A 20,220-nucleotide genomic window follows, 5' to 3' on the forward strand; every position below is an offset into this window, starting at 1 on the left:
AGTCCCCTTGTAAAGTCTCACTAGCATCTTCCGGCTCGAGTCCACCCTAATTCCCTCGATCGATTTCCATGCTCATAACGGCAGAGCTTTTGTTGAATCATCAACGATGCAGCCGCCGCGCTTTCCTTGATATCCACGGCGACCCGCTTCAGCGTGACCCCATGAATGATTACGTGGTCAAGCTGATGCAGGATAGTGCTGCCCACCACCGCGAAGTTCTCGAAACCTTGGACTACGTGCGACCCGTCTACCCCAGCCACAATTGGACGATCGCCGCCGCCAAAACCCTCGAACTTATGCAACAGGGTGCAGATTTTATCTATCAAGGCGTGTTGCTGGCTGAAGGGGATGGTGCTACTTTGATGAGCAACCCAGATTTGCTCGTCAAACAAACGGGGACCTCAGACTTGGGAGATTGGATTTATGCTCCCGTTGAAATTAAGCTGAGTAAGCGCTCCAAAACGGAATATCAAATCGTTACCGCCTATCATGTCAAAGTCCTTGCTGCCGTTCAGGGCAATTGGCCGGAAGAAGCGTATTTACTGCTACGGGAAAAAGGGCAATACACGATCGACCTGTGGGAAATGATTCCCCGCATGGAAGAAGTACTGGCTAGTTGTATCGCCAGCCTACAGGATGAGACAAGCCCTGAAGTCTTTATCTCCCGCAATCGTTGCAGCCTTTGCCATTGGTACAGCCGCTGCTACGAAACCGCCAAAGAAACGGAGCACCTATCCCTGCTGCCGGGTGTGACCCAAAGCCGTTACCGAGAGCTACAATCCCTCAATCTGACCTCGTTAGAATCATTGGCCAAAACGCCGCCGAAGGTTTTGGAAACCATACCGGGCTTTGGGTTAGAGATGGCGAAGAAAATTACCCAGCAGGCCCAAGCCACGTTGCAGAACCAAGCCCTGCCCACCACTGACTTCCCTCAAACCCATCAACGCCATCGCTTCATCAACGAATTCCTTCCTACCTCATCGATCGAACTCTATTTCGACATTGAATCCGAACCCTCCTTAGATTTCATCTATTTGCACGGCGTCCTAGTGGTCGATCGACAGAAACAGACCCAGCAGTTTCACGCTTTTCTGGCTGACCATCCAGACCATGAAATGCGAGTGTGGCAGGAACTTCTAGACTTAGTATGGGCGTATCCCGATGCGCCCATTTTTCATTTTTGCCCCTACGAAGTCCAGACGGTCAACAAGTTGGCCAAGCTTTATGACACACCGCAGCACCTGATTCAACCCATGCTGCCTCGGTTTATTGATTTGCATGATGTGGTGACCCGTGTGGCCACCTTGCCCGTGGAAAGCTATGCGCTGAAAAATATTGCCCGCTGGATTGGCTTTGAATGGCGAGATTCTAGCGCCAACGGTGCCCAGTCGATTTACTGGTACGCCCAATGGTTGCAAACGGGCGATCGAGCCTTCTTAGACTCCATCCTGGTCTATAACGAAGATGATTGTCGCGCCACGCATTTGATTAAGGAATGGCTGGTGGAGTACCTACAATCCGCCGATCGGCATTCCGAGCAACTCCACGGCTCGGTGGCTTAGACGGGTACCTTTAGAAATCTTGCAATCTACAATAGGGCTGTTATTTGTTGGTTGGGCAATCTGCCTGCCTTGAATGCCATGTCCCTAACCCGATCGATCCTCACCTCCCTCGGCTCCTATCCCGGTTTGCAGCGGGCCGACCAGCTTTGGCAATCCCTGAGGGAAGGCACTCTTTCTACGCCGCAGGTGGTGGAAACCAGTGACCAAGCCTTACCGACGATCGGATGGGATGTGCTGATCTGTGGGGGAACGTTGGGCATTTTGGTCGGGGCGGTGTTGGCCCAGCGGGGCTATCGGGTGGCGGTGTTGGAACAGGGCATTCTGCAAGGGCGATCGCAGGAGTGGAATATTTCCCGCCAGGAATTACAGAAGTTTGTGCAATTGGGATTACTAACGGAAGCAGAATTAGCAACCACGATCGCCACGGAATTTAATCCCATTCGTATCAGTTTTGCGGGACAGGATATCTGGGTTAAGGATGTTTTAAATATTGGGGTTGATCCCGTTAGGTTATTAGCTATCCTGAAACAGAAATTTCTCGATGCAGGCGGAGATTTATTGGAACAGACACCGTTTAAGGGTTGTACAGTGCATCCCAATGGGGTGGCTGTGCGATCGACCAATCCATCGATCGCCCCACAATCTAGCACCCTGCAATCTAGCCCCAACGAATTGGCTCCCCCCTTGACTGCCCGCTTAATGCTGGATGTGATGGGGCATTTTTCCCCGGTGACGCGCCAAGCCAGAAACGGCCAGAAACCCGATGCCGTCTGTTTGGTCGTGGGTACCTGTGCCACGGGTTATCCCGATAATCCCGCCGGAGACCTTATTGCCTCCTTCACGCCGATTCAAAATCAATGCCAATATTTTTGGGAAGCCTTTCCGGCGCGGGATGGTCGCACCACCTATCTGTTTACCTATCTGGATGCGGAACCCGATCGGATTTCTCTGGAAACGTTGTTTGATGAATATTTCCGACTTCTACCTAGCTACCAATCGATCGACCTAGATGCCTTGCAATTCCAGCGGGCTCTGTTTGGCATGTTTCCCTGTTACCGTAACAGCCCCTTGCAACCAACCTGGGATCGAATTTTAGCGATCGGGGATAGCAGCGGAGCGCAGTCGCCCTTGAGCTTTGGCGGATTTGGAGCCATGGTGCGGCACTTGGAACGCCTGACCCAGGGATTAGATGAAGCATTGCAGGCCGATGTGCTCGATCGGCGATCGCTCAGTCGGTTGCAGCCCTACCAGCCCAACTTGCAAGTGACATGGCTGTTCCAAAAATCCATGAGTGTTGGGGTCAATCAAACCCTAGAACCGGATCAAATTAATCAATTGCTACGCGATATTTTTCAGGAAATGCAAGGACTGGGAGATCCGGTTCTTAAACCCTTTTTGCAGGACGTCGTGCAGTTCGTCCCCTTATTTAAAACCCTGGCTCAAGCCGCGATCGCCCATCCGTTACTGATTCTCAAAATCCTGCCCCAAGTGGGTTTTCCTGCATTGTTTGATTGGTTGGGGCATTATGGGAATTTAGCGATCTATACCGTTTTGCACTGGTGGAGTCGATCGTTTGCTAATTCCTTACAGACTTGGATCGCGACTTTACCCCCCGATCGCCAATATTTCTGGCATTGTCGTCTCGCCGCATGGAAATATGGATCTGGGGCAGATTATGAAGACTAGACTGGGCAGGCTAGACTGGGCAGGCTGACGACCTAGTGCAAAGATTAGGTAAGTAGCCCGTAGTTCCATGGAAAAAACGTTAAATTATGAGCGAGTTATTTAACCCATGAATAGCTCATTAGTCGCCCATTCATCGCCTATCAATGGTTCGTAAAGTTGTAAGGCGATTGATTCGCACCCTGGAGTTCATGCTTTAAACTTGATTCGGTTGTGCGTAACTTACGCCCTATCTCACTGTCCTGCCTGATCGATCGCCAGTCGTTGTTCGTCCTTGCTTGTAGTCTCTATGCAATTTTCGCTTGCGCGGCAGTGTTTTATTCGAGAAATTTGCCAATCCGATGAGCAAATTTGCTTAGAACGTGCTGCCCTATACATTGCCCAAGAAGAAGATCCCACGCTGGATGTTGAGGAATATCTCAATGCCCTCGATGTCATGGCTGAAGAAGTCCAAGCCCGATTACCTAAAGAGTTGTATCCGCTACGAATCATTCAAACTATTAACCGCTACCTGTACGATGATTTAGGATTTTCGGGAAATCGATCGGATTATTATGATCCACGCAATAGCCATTTACACCAGGTGATCGATCGCCGCTTAGGGATTCCCATCACCCTGTCGTTGGTTTACCTCGCGATCGCCAAACGCATTGACTTTCCCATGGTGGGCATTGGGTTCCCCGGTCATTTTCTGATTCGGCCAGTGGTGGAGGAGATGGATCTTTATATCGATGCATTTAACCGAGGCGCAGTGTTATTCAAAGAAGACTGTGCAGAATTACTCGGGCAAGGGGACAATCCCACCTTTATGATTGCTGCCAATTGGTTTGCTCCCGTCAGTAATCGTCAGTTCCTGTCAAGAATGCTAGGTAACCTGAAAACCAATTACATTAATTCTGGGAATAGTCAAAGATCCTTAGCTGCGATCGAGCGAATTCTACTGCTGTTTCCTGATACGCCAACGGAACTGCGCGATCGCGGCATTATTTACTATCAAATGAATCGCTGGGTGGAAGCTCGACAAGATTTAGAACGCTACCTTGCCGCAAAACCCACTACCCAGGATCGCGGATTAATTTTGCAATTACTGGCTAGTGGTCTGTCAATTTTGATTTTGTGCGTTAGTGATCTCCAGAATCCTTATGGAATAGTCGATTTGGAATAATGTCACTCACAATTTTAAGCTTGACGCTCCACTAGGCTTAATCGGGGCGATCGACGGGATGGTCGCCCCGACTAAACCTCTAGTAGCTAATTTCCAGCGTGACGGAAGCTTCCACAGGTTGCTCGTTATCAATCACGGGGCTGGAGGCAGCCTCGGCTCGTAGTTTAAAGCTATCGGCTGCGTACATTCTAGGCGGTGGAGTTGTGGCTCCGTTCACCTGGATACTCACAATTTCCTTCGGGGTCAGATTCAGGGAGCCCAAAACTGCATTGGCCTGGGTTTGGGCGTCTTGGGTGGCTTTGCGGAGGGCCAGTTTTTGGGCCTCGGCGATCGCAGCATCCGTGGCAATAAAACTCACGCCATCAATGCGGCTCGCTCCGGCTTTGACCGCATCATCCATAATCGTTCCAGCCTTGGCTGTGGCGATGCGGAAGCTGACCATGTTCGATGCAACATAGCCCACGAGAATTTGTTTGCCATCGCGATAGTCGTAATTGGGACTGAGGTTGATCCCCGTGGTTTCCAGTTTTTCCACATTGCGAGCCTTCAGCAGGTCTACCACCGCATTGGCCCGCCGTGCCACTTCTGCTTGGACTTCATTGGCGGTTTTTCCTTGCGCTTCAACGCCGAGGCGGACTTGGGTCAGGGTTGAGGGAATGCGTTCAGTTCCCCGCCCCGTAACGGTTAACGTTCGCAGTAACTTTTCCGCCGCGATCGCGGGTTGCGTCACACCACAGAGCATGATCCCCAGTAGAATCGGCAAAATTGCCCATCGAGGCGATCGAGCTCGGGCAGCATTGGACAAGGAGGAGGGTATCGATCGAGACATTGGCTGAGACAACTTCCGGGCAGCATTGGGTAGCATAAGTATTCATCTCCAAAAATCCTATGTCCTATCAATCTGCCATTGAATTTGTGGAAAGCCTCATAAAGTTTCTAAATTTGAAACAAATTCTTTAGACTTTTCGGCTCCCATTCTTTTTCCCAGACGTAATAGAATACATTTCCGAACGCCTTTGCCAACGTCTTTTCAAACGCCCTTCTCAATCTCATTGTCCTCTTGCTTCCGACTTGTTACGCTCTGGTTTCCCAGTGCGTCGCTCTGGTCTTCCAGGGCGTCGCTCTAGTTTCCCAGGGTGTCGCTAGGGCAATCCAGAAGTTTATCCATCCCTGCAGTTGCTAGGCTGTAGAAAATTCTAGGGTTGAAAGCAAATTTGACCGGAACAATCGAGATTGCCCGCGTTAATGAGGATGAAGTGCGTGTTTGCCCCTCTGCCATTACCCCCGGATCATCTCCCATGATTGTTGTGCGATCGCGATTTCTGGTGTGTCGAAATTCTCTCCTAAGTTTGGGTATCAGCTTGTTATCCAGTAGTGTTGGGGGCTATTCCTTAAGCAATTCTGCGGTGGCCCAACCTAGTTTAGAGGCGACTCCCAGCCAGTCTGCACCCACGCAATGCACCTCGATCGGGATGCCTTCGGCCAAGTGGGTTAGCTTGGCCAGACCGTTGGTACAGGATACAACGGCTGTAGGGGCGTCCGCGATCGCGTTAAATTACCTAGCAGATCAATTGATTCCCAACTTGGGCGCAATGCTCAATCCGAAACCCTTTCCGGAAATCCATGAGCGGGCGAGAGCTGCACGGGTTCCTGTGATGATGTACCACGACATTCTGCCGGAGAAACAAGTCAGTTTTGATGTCACTCCGGCTGAGTTTGAAGCCCATCTGCAAGCGATTCGGGATAAAAACCTCACCCCTATCAGCTTGGATCAGTTGATGGTGCACCTCCGCACAGGCATGCCTTTGCCCCCCAAGCCCATTCTGCTGACCTTTGATGATGGCTATGAAGGGCACTATACCCATGTCTATCCGCTGTTGAAAAAGTACAACTATCCTGCGGCGTTCTCGATCTATACCGCTAAGGTCGGCAAAAAAATGGGTCGATCGAGTTTAAGTTGGGAGCAACTGCGGGAAATGGCTAAGGATCCACTGATTACGATCGCCGCCCATAGCGTCACCCATCCCCCGGATCTGACCAAGATTCCTGAGGAACAACTGAAAACAGAAATTACTGAATCGAAGCAAGTGTTGGAGCGGGAACTCGGCATTCCGATTCACTATTTCACCTATCCCGAGGGCAACTATAACCAGCAGGTGGCCAATTTAGTGCAGCAGGCGGGTTACAGTGCGGCGCTGACGATGAATGACTTGGATGAGCGCTTGGCGGGACAGTCGGAAAGTTTGTTGGCGATCGGGCGCATTGGCCAGTCGCGTATTGCGGAAATGCTGGATCAGGCTTGGGGCGGTGCACCGTTGCCCAAGTGGAATGTGGGCTTTGATTTCAAGTCACCCATCCAGAAGCAGGAACCCACGATCGACAATACTGGATTTGTCTTTATCTCCGGCGGCCAACCCATGACGATCCATGCTAAGACGCGGGATCAGGTGCCTGCGATTCTAGCGGGAACGCCAGCGATCGCGGGGGTAGATGGCGGCTTCTTTTCCTTGGAATTTCTCGATTCTAATAAAATGATCGGCCCGGTCTATAGTCAAACCTCTGGGGAATTTGTGCCGGGGAACGATCGGGAAAATTTACGCTTAAATGGTCGGCCTTTGGTACTCATTAGTCCGGATGAGGTGCGCTATGTGCCCTTTGATGCGGCGAAGCATAATTCCCTGGCGGGGATTCAGGCGGAGATGCCCAAGGTGACGGATGCGTTTGTGGCGGCGGCATGGCTGGTGCGGGATGGGCAGGCGCAACCAGAAGCGGCCTTTGGTAATTTGTTTGATTTCAATGCGGAACGGCATCGGGCTTTTTGGGGCGTTAACCAAGCGGGACAGCCGATGATTGGAGTGTCCAAAGATCCGATCGGCTCGGTGAATTTGGGGCAGAAATTGCTGAAGGCGGGCTATCGCGATGCAGTCATGCTGGATTCCGGTGCAAGTACGTCGTTGGCGTTTCAGGGAGAATCGTTGGTGGCCTATACGCCGCGTCCGGTGCCCCATGTGGTGGGGCTAATTCCGACAAATGGGGTTTCCGATGGGTCTGGAAATACCATTGGGAATGCTGTGGACAATGCTGGTGGGGATGTTTCTAGTGTATTGGCTGATGATTCTGGTGGTAAGGGAGCAACGGGAGTAAATGCTACTTTACAATCACAAGCGTCATGGTCAGACTGTACCTTGGCAAAACGCTAAGTTTTGCTCCCAGGGATTGACTAAGGGATTTGCAAAGAAATAATATCCCCTCTTCATTCCCCTACCCTCCTACCCTTTTACTCTCCTACCCTTTTACTCTCCTACCCCTACCCAATTGGGATTTTATTTATGCGCTGTTCCCGTATCTTTCAGAATGGGCAACAACTTCAAATTGATATCGTCAAAAATACGCGGCATAATCCCTTCCTACTTTTTGCGCAACACAACGCCCCAGATCCCAGCTAGTAACAGCCAGCCCATCAGGTTAATCCGTGCATCAAAAATCGGGACATCAAACAAACTAAACACACTACAGGCGGCAAACGTTAACACGATCGAAAACATCGCGTAATGATCATCCCAAGAGTATTGTGATTCTCGTAGCCACATCACTCCCTTAAACATGACCCACCCAATCAACGAATAGAAAATTAACGTTGCAGGAATTCCCATCTCTGCTGCTAGCATCAATGGTAAGTTATGGGGATGGCCAATGTAATAGTTCATTGCCGCTTCGTACATGGGCGTAAAATTCCGCAACCCCCACCCCGTTAAAGGCCGCTGCTGAATCATCGACCAAGCAAACTTCCATTGGGTTGTTCGTAGCGATGCGATCGGGCGATCGAGAAACAACTCATCGTTAATTCTGGCCCAAATTAGCCGAGGTACGATCACCCGAAACCAATCCCGCAATGGCGGTGGCGCATAGGCTGCTTCCAATACTGCAACCACCACCCAGGCAGCCACCCCCAAGACCCAACGCCAACCCACGTACACTGCGTACAACACACAAGCCGCCAGCGCAATCCCCCAAGCATTGCGAGAATTGGTTAAAAACAGTGCCACCCCATCCAGCGCCACGATCGCACCTAAGCCCAGAATCGACAGCCATCGCTTCCAACCTCGATCGCGTCGGGTAAAGATGGCCTCCACCCATAACCCCAGGGACAGCGTAAACGTTGTGACAAAATAGCTGGCCAACACCGTCGCGTAATAAAACAACGACGACATCCGCCCTTCTGGGCGACCTCCACGATGGACTAACCAATCCAGAATGATCCCGTCGGAATCTGCACCGTTGGGATTTTCTACAGTCAACAACTTAAGATGGAACTCCCACCCCCAAAACAATTGTCCTAGACCAATCACCGCGATCGCGATCGACGGTAACACCATGAGCCAAGCCATGCGTCGTAGTTGCTGCGGTGACTCGATCAATCGACTCTGCGCCACAAAGACAATGAAGAAGGGCAGAAAGTTAAATAAACCGGGTAATGAATAGCCCTTATACTGCGCAAACAGGGCAATGATGATCATCCAGACGCCCAGCATGAGCAGGACTTGGTTGACCAAATTCTGCACCAACTGATTGGCATACTTAGCCCATAGGACACAGGAATTGATTAATAGCGTCACACCACCTAGCAAGATGCTAAACGGTAGCAGAACAAGGCCGATCTGCGTAACATACCAGTGGCGACGAAGGTTAGGATCAGGATGGGGTTGAAAAAGCATTGCACCATTTTAGGGCGCAGGCGGTTCGGATTAATAGCATTTGGCGCATCTCGATCGCAACTGCTAATCCCCATCTCCCCAGAAACCGCTACGAACTATAGGCCATCACCATACCGCCATCTTCATTGCCCCGCGTCAGGCGAATTTGGGCAAGGGCGAAAATTGTGGGAATAATGCGGGCATAGTTGGTGGAAATACTGCGCCAGCCCAGGTCTGCTATGAACCAAGTCCACATCGCAGGGCCAAGGAACGAAAAAGCCGTTCTCACTGCCCCATAGCGAGCCGCATTGACGGTCATGCCATATTGGGCCATTCGCATTGTGAACTGGGTTTGTAACTGGGAAACGGTGGCCAATCCCCCCGCTGCCAAAGTGGAATTAGCAACGTGGTACCGGGCAAAGTGTAGGGCAAACTGGCGGGCAATCAATTGCAGCAACAAGGGCTTAACCACAGAACTAACAGCGATCGCACTGCCGCCTTTGATCACCAAACTCATGGGATCCTTTTGCAGGGCTTGGGGCAATTTATCAATCAAACTGGTGTGGGACAGCGATCGCTGCACCCGCTTGGTCAAACTGACCTGTTCTGCTTCGGGGAGCTTCTTCCAAGCTCGGTTGAGCAGGTGCAGGAAAATTTCCGCCTCCAGTTCCATCGTAGACATTGAAACTTGGTAGGGCAGACGCAGATAACGGCAAACTTGCAACAACGCTTGACGATAACTGACACAGTGGGTTTTGCGCTGAAGCACCGTCATCCCATCCGCCGCCAAAAACCGAAACCGATCTTCCAACTCATCCATCCAATCTTCCCGATCGAGGGCTTGGATATCGAGTGGATCCGTTTTGTTCAAGTAATCCAGAGGATTAAATTTTGGGCGGAATAAAATTTCGGTTAACTCGCGCAGTTCGTCATCGGTTGCCAACTCCAAAGCTGCCCGTAGTTCGTCCACTGGTCTACTCCTCACGGATAAAATCCTGACGATTATTCTAGCGAAGGTTGCTTGACCTAGGGAGAGATTATCCCAGGACAGGACAACCGATACTTCTCTGCAAGGCGCTATGGAGTCTCTATTATTGCAGAATATCCAAAGCTGGGATCCACTGGGCACTGGGATCTACTCAAGTCTAGGAGCCCACTGTGGGCCAGAACTGTGGGCCAAAATTGCGGGCCAAAACTGTGGGCCAAAATTGCGGGCCAAAACTATAAGCTAGCGCTGTGAGCCGTCTTTCCACCCCTTAGACCGTTGCATAATTTAATGCAACTTTCGTTACTTGTGATACCAGCTTCCCACAAACTTTAGGAAGTTTGTATGATTACACACAAAATTAACCCTACTTCTCCAGTCTGATGAAAGGTGTAATCTAGGTCACTTCAACCGCTACAACAAACGCACACAGCACTATGAATTTGCCAAAATACAATTCCTCAGTAGAGGATATTGCTACCGAGGATCTGCACGAGCTCGAAGCCGATCGTACGGGTCTAAGCGTAGAGACCATCAAACGGGCCTTTTTGGATAACTTGTTTTACCTTCAGGGCAAACCTGTGGCGCTCGCGACCCAGCATGACTACTATATGGCGTTGGCTTATACTGTACGCGATCGTATGTTGCAGCGTTGGAATAGTACCGCTGAAACCTATACCCAGAAACGATCCCGAACCGTTTGCTATCTCTCCGCTGAGTTTCTGATGGGCCCCCACTTAGGCAATAACCTGATTAACTTGGGGATCTTTGACCAAGTTAATCAGGCCATCAAAGAACTGGGTTTGGATTTTGAGGAATTGCTGGCGCAGGAGGAAGAACCAGGGCTAGGTAATGGCGGTTTGGGGCGGCTTGCGGCTTGCTATATCGACTCGATGGCAACCTTGGAAATTCCATCCCTGGGCTATGGCATTCGCTACGAATTTGGCATCTTCGACCAAGTGATTCGCGATGGCTGGCAGGTGGAACTGACGGACAAATGGTTGCGCTATGGCAATGCCTGGGAAATTGCCCGACCGGAATGGGCGGTGGAAGTCAAGTTTGGTGGCTATACCGAAGCCTACCGCGATGAACACGATCGGTACCGAGTCCGGTGGATTCCCGATCGGGAAGTGCTGGGCATTCCCTATGACACGCCGATCCTGGGCTACAAGGTCAACACGGCCAATACCCTACGGTTGTGGAAAGCGGAGGCGATCGAATCCTTTGATTTTGCGGTATTTAATCAAGGCAATTACTACGGCGCAGTGGAGCAAAAGGTCAGTTCAGAAAATTTGACCAAGGTGCTCTATCCCAATGATGAAAAGGTCGCGGGCAAGCAATTGCGTTTAGAACAGCAATTCTTTTTTGTATCTTGCTCATTGCAGGATATGTTCCGTATTTTGCAAGGACAGAATATTCCGATCGAGCAATTCCATGAGAAGTTCACGATTCAACTGAACGATACCCATCCCGCGATCGCCGTGGCCGAACTGATGCGGTTATTGGTGGATGAATACTCTATGGACTGGGATACAGCCTGGGACATCACCCAAAAAACCTTTGCCTATACCAATCACACCCTAATGCCGGAAGCATTGGAGAAATGGGCGATCGATTTGTTTGCCAGCCTGCTGCCCCGCCACTTAGAGATCATTTACGAAGTCAATTCTCGCTTTCTAGAACAGGTGCGGATGAAGTTTCCTAAGGATGGCGATCGCCTAGCTCGCATGTCTTTGATTGACGAAACGGGGGAGCGCTATGTCCGCATGGCAAATCTGGCTTGTGTGGGTAGTCATCGGATCAATGGGGTTGCAGAGTTACATAGTGAGCTATTGAAAGAAACCGTTTTGCAGGATTTTTATCAACTCTTTCCCCACAAATTCTGCAACAAAACCAATGGTGTGACCCCTCGGCGCTGGATCGTTCTGAGCAATCCTCGCATGACCCAGTTGGTGACGACCCACATCGGCGATCGCTGGATCAAGCATCTCAGTGAAATCCAGCAGTTAGAGCCCTTGGCCGATGATCCTGCTTTCCGCCACGATTGGCACACGATGAAGCAAGCGATCAAGCAAGATTTGGCGAATCATATCCATAAAACCCTGGATATTCTGGTTGATCCCAAATCCCTATTTGACGTGCAGGTAAAACGGATTCACGAATACAAACGACAACATCTGAATGTTTTACACATCGTCACGTTGTACAACCAGTTGAAGCAAAATCCACGATCGGAGATTCCACCCCGCACATTCATTTTTGGCGGAAAAGCGGCTCCGGGCTATTTCATGGCTAAGCTAATGATTAAGCTCATCACTGCAGTGGGAGAAATGGTGAACAAAGATCCCGACGTGCGCGATCGCCTGCGGGTAGTCTTTTTGCCAGATTACAACGTGACCAACAGCCAACGGGTTTATCCCGCAGCGGATTTGTCAGAACAGATTTCCACCGCTGGCCTCGAAGCATCCGGCACGGGCAATATGAAGTTTGCCATGAACGGTGCACTCACGATCGGAACCCTGGACGGAGCCAACATCGAAATTCGAGAAGAAGCCGGAGCAGAAAACTTCTTCCTATTTGGCTTGACCACCGATCAAGTTGCAGCCCTCAAGTCCCAAGGCTACAACCCCTGGGACTACTACGCCATGAACCCCAACCTGAAGGATGCGATCGATTTAATTGCATCGGGACATTTCTCCCATGGCGATCGGGATCTGTTCAAACCGTTGCTGGATAAGCTACTCACGAGCGATCCATTTATGCTGTTGGCGGATTACCAGTCCTATCTCGACTGTCAAACCCAAGTCAGTCAAAGTTATTGCGACAGTGAGCATTGGACTCGCATGTCAATTTTGAATGCGGCTCGGATGGGTAAATTTTCCTCCGATCGGTCGATCGAAGAATACGCGAAGGATATTTGGCAAGTATCATCTGAGCGAATTAATTTAGAGAACTATACGCAATGGGAACGGAGCCATGGCGGAGAACTCATCTGCCGATTACATTGATTAAGCAAATGATCAGATTCACCTAGGAGAGTTTTAGGCTCTATAGTGTAATCATCCACGTCTTTTCTATATTTCTAATGCGGATCAAAAATACGAACTACAATTGATCCGCATTAGATTGATCCGCATTAGTTATAGTCAAATATTTTCGGTAATTTGTACTTCATGCATGGTCAGAGATCACTACATAAAAGATAAATAATCGGAAAATCGCTAGCAACAACTAGAGACGATCGTGGAAATTAGGGTAAGCGTAATCAGACCATGAGCAGCATTTCCGGGGAAATGGATCAAAAACTGATTTAATCCACTTTCAATCCACACTTTTGACGCTACACTCTAGACTGCGTGATCCGGTTTCGGTGATTACTGACATTCCACAGATCTCTATGAAGTTATGATGAGATTGTATAAGCGATTGGGCATCCTAATGGGTGAGTCAACCAATTAGGATCACCGCTGCCATCAAACCTATGTTATGTCCAACCCCGATCTCCGATGATTTGTTGCCTCAAGTCTTTGGTTATACCTTGGGGGAACTGTTGTATCTTGGTACTCGCACAGCGGTCTATCGGGCATTGAAAGCCGAAGGCAGCGAGCCAGTTGTCATTAAGGTACTGCGGCGAGAATATCCTAGCTTCAATGAATTAGTCCAGTTTTGCAACCAGTATACGATTACTAAAAATCTAGCGATTCCTGGCATTGCGAAACCTTTGAGCTTAGAATCCGTGGGAAGATGCTATGCCCTAATCATGGAGGATAATGGAGAAATCTCCCTTGAAAAATATATTCAGCAATCCGGACTGGAAATTTCTGAAGTGTTGACGATCGGGTTGCAAATCACTGACATTCTCCATGGGTTATGCCAACACCAAATCGTCCACAAAGATATTAAACCCGCTAACATCCTCATTCACCCAGAGTCCAAGCAAGTCAAGCTCATCGACTTCAGCATTGCTTCCTTACTGCCCAAAGAAACCCAAACACTCCTCAATCCCAACAGCCTCGAAGGCACCCTCGCCTACCTCGCCCCGGAACAAACCGGACGCATGAATCGCGCCATTGACTATCGCACCGATTTCTATGCCTTCGGGGTCACACTCTATCAACTCCTGACAGGCCGTTTACCCTTCAACTCCGATGACCCCCTCGAATTAGTCCATTGCCACATCGCCCAGCAGCCCATTCCCGTCCATCAGGTCAATCCAGACATCCCTGTCATGGTTGCAAAGATCGTCGCTAAGCTGATGGCCAAAAATGCCGAAGACCGCTACCAAAGCGCACTAGGTCTTAAACATGATTTAAAACATTGTTTAGAACAATGGAACCAAACGGGCACCATTCCTGAATTCTCCCTTGGGCAACGGGATATCAGCGATCGCTTCACCATTCCTGAAAAACTTTACGGGCGTGAAGCAGAGGTAGAGACACTTCTGAATGCCTTTGAACGAGTTTCCCAGGGAGCAACAGAATTGATGCTCGTAGCCGGATTTTCTGGGATTGGCAAAACGGCGATCGTCAACGAAGTCCATAAACCGATCACCCGACAAAACGGCTACTTTATCAAGGGTAAATTTGACCAATTTAACCGCAACATTCCGTTATCAGCTTTTGTGCAAGCCTTGCGGGATTTGATGGGGCAATTGCTGAGTGAAAGCGATAGGCAGTTGCAAACGTGGAAAACACAAATTCTGAATGCCTTGGGTGACAATGGGCAAGTCATGATTGAGGTGATTCCTGAACTAGAACGGATTATTGGTGCCCAACCGCCTGCGCCTGAATTGTCGGGAACCGCCGCTCAGAATCGGTTTAATCTCCTATTCCAACGCTTCATTCAAGTCTTCACCACCCCAGAGCACCCCTTGGTGATGTTTCTGGATGATTTGCAGTGGGCGGATTCTGCTTCATTAAATTTGATGCAAGTGTTGATGACTGAAGCATCGCTGGGTTATTTGTTGCTGATTGGAGCCTATCGGGATAACGAAGTGTTTGCGGCGCATCCGTTAATGTTGACCCTCGACACAATCCAAAAAGCGGGGGAAATGGTAAATACGATCGCCCTTCAACCCCTGAGCCAAAATAGCTTAAATCAGTTGATCACGGATACGCTGCACTGTGCGGAGCCGTTGGCAGAGCCGTTAACGGAACTGGTGATGCAGAAAACCCAGGGTAATCCCTTTTTTACCACCCAATTTCTCAAAACCTTGCATCAAGATAAGCTGATTAATTTTGATGCAGCTGCGGGCCATTGGCAATGTGATATTGCACAGGTTCGGGATGCGGCATTGACGGATGATGTGGTGGAATTTATGGCGTTGCAGTTGCAGAAGCTGCCGGAAGCAACGCAAGAGATTTTGAAACTGGCGGCTTGTATTGGTGCTCAGTTCGATTTGGAAACACTAGCGATCGTAGGTGAACAATCCAAAACTGCTGTGGCCGCAACGCTCTGGCAAGCACTACATGAAGGGCTGATTATACCAGTCACGCAAGTTTATCGTTTTTTCCAGTCGATCGATCTTGAGCAGTTCGATCAGCAAAATTCCCAAACTCCTGTGAATCCAGGGTATCGGTTTTTGCACGATCGTATCCAACAAGCTGCCTATTCACTCATTGCCACCGATCAGAAACAGAACATACACCTCAAGATGGGGCAGACACTCCTGGGTGAGGCTTCTCCGCAGGAACGGGAAGAGCGACTATTTGCCATTGTCAATCACCTCAACCTTGGCAGCACAATCATTACATCACCTCAAGAACGAGAAACCTTAGCTAATTTAAACCTAGCAGCAGGACGCAAAGCAAAAACTGCTACCGCCTATCAAGCCGCGATCGCGTACTTTGAGCAAGGCATCCAACTTTTGCCTCAAGATAGCTGGCAGACCCACTATGACCTCAGCTTGGCACTTCACGAAGAAATCACTGAATCCAGTTACCTAAATACTCAATATAGGGAAATGGAAAGGTGGGCCATGATTGCCTTGAAACATGCCCGCACTCAGATAGATACCACTCGGGTACAGAAAACCCGAATCTTGAGTTCTACTTCTGAAGGTAAACTGCTGGAGGGAATCCAACTTGGTTTACAAGTGCTTCGTGAGTTGGGGTTCGAATTTCCGGAACACCCCACCCAAACCGAGATTGGTCAAGCCTTTAGTGTTACGAGATCTCTGTGGAATGAGCGATCGCTGAATCGTTTGCTAGATCTTCCTCCGATGCAAAATCCGCAGATTTTAGCGGCCATGGAAATTTTGAGTATTTTGGTGTCACCTGCTTATAAAGCAGCACCTAGTATAATGCCACTCTTGATTTTCAAACAGGTAGAACTCTCCATTCAATTTGGCAACTGTCCGGTTTCAGTTTTTTCATACGCCGACTATGGTTTAATTCTTTGTGGCATTATCGGTGATATAGAAAATGGCTACGAATTTGGTGCATTAGCTTTAAAGCTATTAGAGCAGCTACAAATTCCATCCCTTCAATGTCGAAGCTTTTATATAGTTAACCAGTATATTAAGCATTGGAAAAGTAGTCTCTCAGAGAGTCTTCCTAAGTTACAGGAGACTTACCAGCGTGGATTAGAAACGGGAGATCTCGATATTGCTTGCTTGAGTGCCGTAGACTACTGTTATGGCACTTATCTAGCAGGACAAGAATTAGCAAATCTATTAAAGACAACGGATACCTATCGTCAAGCGATCCAGCAGCAGCAGCAGATCGCACCATTACATTTTCAAGAAATTTCTCAACAAATGCTGCTCAATTTATTAGGGAAAGCAGAAGTTCCTTATATTTTGACAGGCACCATTTTTAGCCAAGAAAGGCTTCTTGATTTACAGACAACAAATCAAAGAGGAGCCTTATTTCGGTGGCATTTGAATCAAACCATCCTTTACTACCTGTTTGAGCAACAGACTCGTGCCGCACAAAATTCTGCCACAACGGCTCAATATCTAGATGGAGTGGTTGCAACATTTGCTATTCCTGTTTACTTTTTATTTGATGCTCTCATTCAATGCGCCCAATACACGAGTGCTGAACCAGAAGTTCGTCCGTCAATTCTTCAGCGAATTCAACAACATCAAGACCAACTACGAAATTGGGCAACTTTTGCTCCGATGAATCATCAGCATCGTTGGGAATTAGTGGCTGCCGAGCATTATCAAATATTGGGCAACAAAACTGAAGCGATCGAGTATTACGATCGCGCGATCGCTAGCGCCAAAGAGAATGGCTTTATTCAAGATGAGGCACTCGCCAATGAACTGGCCGCCAAATTCTACTTAAATTGGGGCAAAGACAAAGTTGCAGCAGGCTACCTGCAAGAAGCCTACTATTGCTATGCTCGCTGGGGTGCCCAAGCTAAAGTAGCAGACTTAGAAATTCGCTATCCTCATCTACTGCATCCAATCTTGGAGCCCCCAGATCCCTCCACACACCGATTAAATCCCTTGATGACGATCGCCCCAGTAAACGTCACTGTGCATTCGCATTATCGCAAAAGTTCCAGCAGCAGTATTAACCAAACCCTGGACTTTACAGCTATCCTCAGAGCCTCACAGGCCCTCTCTAGTAGCATTCAATTAGAAGAACTGTTAAATCACCTCACCCAAATTATTCTGCAAAACTCTGGGGCCGATCGCTGTGCTTTAATTCTCCCCAATCCCTCTGAAGAATGGCAGGTACGGGCGATCGCAACTGCCGAGCACACTCACCTTTGCACTGAAGAACTGACCAATCACCCACTGCTTCCCATCAAACTGATTCAGTACGTCAAAAACACCCAAGCACTGGTTGTGATTGACAATCTAGAGACCGATTTACCCGTGATTGGCGACTATCTCAGACAGCACCAACCCAAAAGCGTGCTGTGTTTACCGATGCTCAATCAAGGTCATTTCACCGGGATCCTTCTCTTAGAGAATCAAGCAACCAGTGGTACATTCACCCAAGAGCGTGTTTCCGTTCTCAATCTCCTTTGCACCCAAGCTGCTATCTCGTTAGAGAATGCGCGGCTGTATACCCTGGAGCAACAGAAGAGTGACCAGTTGAAAGCCTCAGAACTCAGGCTCAAAGCTATTTTTGAACAAGCAACCGATGCAATTCTTCTCCTAAACCAAGACGGATTTATCGATTGCAATCAGGCAGCATTGGATCTCTTTCAATACACCGAAAAATCTCAACTCCTAAATATTTATCCCTCTGCCATTTCCCCAGAATTTCAACCAGATGGAATTTCATCCCAAGAGAAGGAAGCACTGATCCTTGCAAAATCCCTAGAAATAGGGCATCTTCGCTTTGAATGGTTACACCAACGACCAAACGGCCAACACTTTTTTGCAGAGGTCACTTTAACTGCTATTCCCTATGATAATGACACGATTCTCCATTGCTTAGTCAGGGATATTAGCGATCGCAAAAAACTGGAACGAGAGCAACAACAATTTATAGATATTTTAGACGCCACACCAGATTTTGTGGGTTTAGCAAGTGCTCAGGGGCAGATTTTATGGCACAACAAAAGCTTCTGTGAATTTCGTCCAGATTTATTTAATCCCAGTAACCCAAAGCATATTTCAGAATGCCATCCCCAATGGACGAACCAAATTATCCGAGAGCAGGGTTTGCCCATTGCCATCCAGCAGGGGAGTTGGAGCGGAGAGGTGGTGCTGCTGGATACCCATAATCAAGAAGTTCCCGTTTCTCAAGTCATTATTGCCCACAAGTCTGAATCAGGAGAAGTGCAAAATTTCTCCACCATTATGCGGGACATTAGCGATCGCAAAGCTGCAGAAGCGGCATCTAAGGCTTTCCAAGAAAAACTCACCTTCTTAATTCAGAAAACACCCATTGGCATTATTGAATGGAACACTGAATTTCAAGTGATGAGTTGGAATCCATCTGCCGAGAAGATTTTTGGCTATACCGCAGAGGAAATGCTAGGACAGCACGCCAATCAAATTGTGCCCGAATGTGATCGACCTCATGTTGCCCTAGTTATGCAGGCACTCCTTGAGCAAGAAGGTGGATTTTTCAGCTTGAACCAAAATATTCGCAAAGATCAGACCCTCATCACTTGTGAATGGATTAATACACCGTTGAGAGATACTCAAGACAACGCCATTGGTATCTTCTCCATGATTCAAGATGTCAGCGATCGAATCGCTGCGGAAGCTACCATTCGACAAAAATCCCAAGCCTTAGAACAAACCTTACAGGAATTACAAAATACTCAGTTACAAATGGTTCAAAGTGAGAAAATGGCCTCATTAGGTAACTTGGTAGCAGGAATCGCCCACGAAATTAACAACCCGATCGGTTTTCTGAATGGCAGCATTACCAATGGCAAGGACTATCTCAAAGATTTGCTAGAGCATTTGAATCTTTATCAAACCCACTATCCCAATCCCGCAACGGAAATTCAAGACCATGCGGAAAACATTGATTTGGAATTCCTGCGCCAAGACTTCTTAAAACTCATCAACTCCATGCACGGAGCTACCGATCGCATTAAATCGATCAGTACTAGCCTCCGTACCTTCTCGCGGGCAGACCTGGAACATAAGGTTAGTGCTAACCTGCATGAAGGCATTGATAGTACGATCCTCATTCTTAAATACCGCCTGAAGGCCAACGAGCACCGTCCTGCGATCGAAGTCCTTCAAAACTATGGAGATATTCCTGAGATTCAATGCTTTCCAGGACAAATCAACCAAGTTTTTATGAACATTATTGCTAACGCGATCGACATGTTCGATGAAATGGCACAGAAAACCACCTACAGTGACTTACAACTCAATCCACAACAGATTACGATTCAAACGAAACTAGAAGGACAAAATACTGTAGAAATTCGAATTCAGGACAATGGCAAAGGCATGAATGAAGACGTGAAAGCCAGAATTTTCGACCATTTATTTACCACCAAGGGTGTGGGCCAAGGAACGGGTCTAGGTTTGGCGATAGCGCGGCAAATTGTGGAAGAAAAGCATGGGGGGCTGCTAGCCGTAGAATCTCAGGTAGGGCAAGGATCAACCTTTGTAATTCAGCTGCCTATTGTATAATCCAACTTCTGTATGATCCAACTCCTATATGATCCAACTACCACCCTTCTGCCCTCGATGAA

9 protein-coding genes are annotated in these 20,220 nt (G+C 48.6%); 6 read left to right on the forward strand and 3 right to left on the reverse strand.

Going from position 1 to position 20,220, the window contains the following annotated elements:
* Nucleotides 1-68: 68 nt before the first annotated feature.
* The 3 genes from ACN4EG_RS00875 (at nt 69) to ACN4EG_RS00885 (ending at nt 4,410) form a co-directional block, all read left to right on the forward strand.
* Complete coding sequence (locus tag ACN4EG_RS00875) at nt 69-1,562, forward strand: TM0106 family RecB-like putative nuclease (RefSeq protein WP_431627225.1); 1,494 nt, start codon at nt 69-71, stop codon at nt 1,560-1,562.
* A 78-nt stretch (nt 1,563-1,640) separates the two neighbouring features.
* The gene (locus tag ACN4EG_RS00880) at nt 1,641-3,248 is read left to right on the forward strand and encodes an FAD-binding oxidoreductase (protein ID WP_431627226.1); all 1,608 of its coding nucleotides are present in this window, start codon (nt 1,641-1,643) and stop codon (nt 3,246-3,248) included.
* Between the two features lie 286 nt (nt 3,249-3,534).
* Entirely contained in the window at nt 3,535-4,410 is an 876-nt protein-coding gene (locus ACN4EG_RS00885; protein WP_431627228.1) for a SirB1 family protein, read from the forward strand.
* A 79-nt stretch (nt 4,411-4,489) separates the two neighbouring features.
* Here ACN4EG_RS00885 and ACN4EG_RS00890 read toward each other — a convergent pair whose 3' ends face one another.
* The gene (locus ACN4EG_RS00890; RefSeq protein WP_431627230.1) at nt 4,490-5,275 is read right to left on the reverse strand and encodes an SIMPL domain-containing protein; all 786 of its coding nucleotides are present in this window, start codon (nt 5,273-5,275) and stop codon (nt 4,490-4,492) included.
* Nucleotides 5,276-5,624: 349 nt separating this feature from the next.
* Between ACN4EG_RS00890 and ACN4EG_RS00895 the strand changes: the two genes are divergently transcribed.
* Complete coding sequence (locus ACN4EG_RS00895) at nt 5,625-7,610, forward strand: polysaccharide deacetylase family protein (protein ID WP_431627232.1); 1,986 nt, start codon at nt 5,625-5,627, stop codon at nt 7,608-7,610.
* A gap of 207 nt (nt 7,611-7,817) precedes the next feature.
* On the opposite strand, the gene ACN4EG_RS00900 is transcribed toward ACN4EG_RS00895, so the two are convergent.
* Both ACN4EG_RS00900 and ACN4EG_RS00905 read right to left on the reverse strand, forming a co-directional pair.
* Nucleotides 7,818-9,125 carry an O-antigen ligase family protein gene (locus tag ACN4EG_RS00900; protein ID WP_431627234.1) on the reverse strand — a complete coding sequence of 436 codons (1,308 nt, stop codon included), beginning with the start codon at nt 9,123-9,125 and terminating at the stop codon, nt 7,818-7,820.
* Between the two features lie 88 nt (nt 9,126-9,213).
* Entirely contained in the window at nt 9,214-10,074 is an 861-nt protein-coding gene (locus ACN4EG_RS00905) for a YaaW family protein (RefSeq protein ID WP_431627235.1), read from the reverse strand.
* A gap of 452 nt (nt 10,075-10,526) precedes the next feature.
* Between ACN4EG_RS00905 and ACN4EG_RS00910 the strand changes: the two genes are divergently transcribed.
* Both ACN4EG_RS00910 and ACN4EG_RS00915 read left to right on the forward strand, forming a co-directional pair.
* Nucleotides 10,527-13,097, forward strand: a complete 2,571-nt coding sequence (locus tag ACN4EG_RS00910) for a glycogen/starch/alpha-glucan phosphorylase (protein WP_431627237.1) — start codon at nt 10,527-10,529, stop codon at nt 13,095-13,097.
* Nucleotides 13,098-13,570: 473 nt separating this feature from the next.
* Nucleotides 13,571-20,158, forward strand: a complete 6,588-nt coding sequence (locus ACN4EG_RS00915; RefSeq protein ID WP_431627239.1) for an ATP-binding sensor histidine kinase — start codon at nt 13,571-13,573, stop codon at nt 20,156-20,158.
* Nucleotides 20,159-20,220 lie beyond the last annotated feature (62 nt).

The sequence above is a fragment of the Alkalinema pantanalense CENA528 genome (assembly GCF_050753345.1).
Lineage (GTDB): Bacteria > Cyanobacteriota > Cyanobacteriia > Leptolyngbyales > Leptolyngbyaceae > Alkalinema > Alkalinema pantanalense.

Coding starts and splice junctions, on each gene's coding strand:
- ACN4EG_RS00915 (WP_431627239.1), top strand. CDS start 13,571: ATGTTATGTCCAACCCCGATCTCCGATGATTTGTTGCCTCAAGTCTTT.
- ACN4EG_RS00900 (WP_431627234.1), bottom strand. CDS start 9,125: ATGCTTTTTCAACCCCATCCTGATCCTAACCTTCGTCGCCACTGGTAT.
- ACN4EG_RS00875 (WP_431627225.1), top strand. CDS start 69: ATGCTCATAACGGCAGAGCTTTTGTTGAATCATCAACGATGCAGCCGC.
- ACN4EG_RS00910 (WP_431627237.1), top strand. CDS start 10,527: ATGAATTTGCCAAAATACAATTCCTCAGTAGAGGATATTGCTACCGAG.
- ACN4EG_RS00890 (WP_431627230.1), bottom strand. CDS start 5,275: ATGCTACCCAATGCTGCCCGGAAGTTGTCTCAGCCAATGTCTCGATCG.
- ACN4EG_RS00880 (WP_431627226.1), top strand. CDS start 1,641: ATGTCCCTAACCCGATCGATCCTCACCTCCCTCGGCTCCTATCCCGGT.
- ACN4EG_RS00885 (WP_431627228.1), top strand. CDS start 3,535: ATGCAATTTTCGCTTGCGCGGCAGTGTTTTATTCGAGAAATTTGCCAA.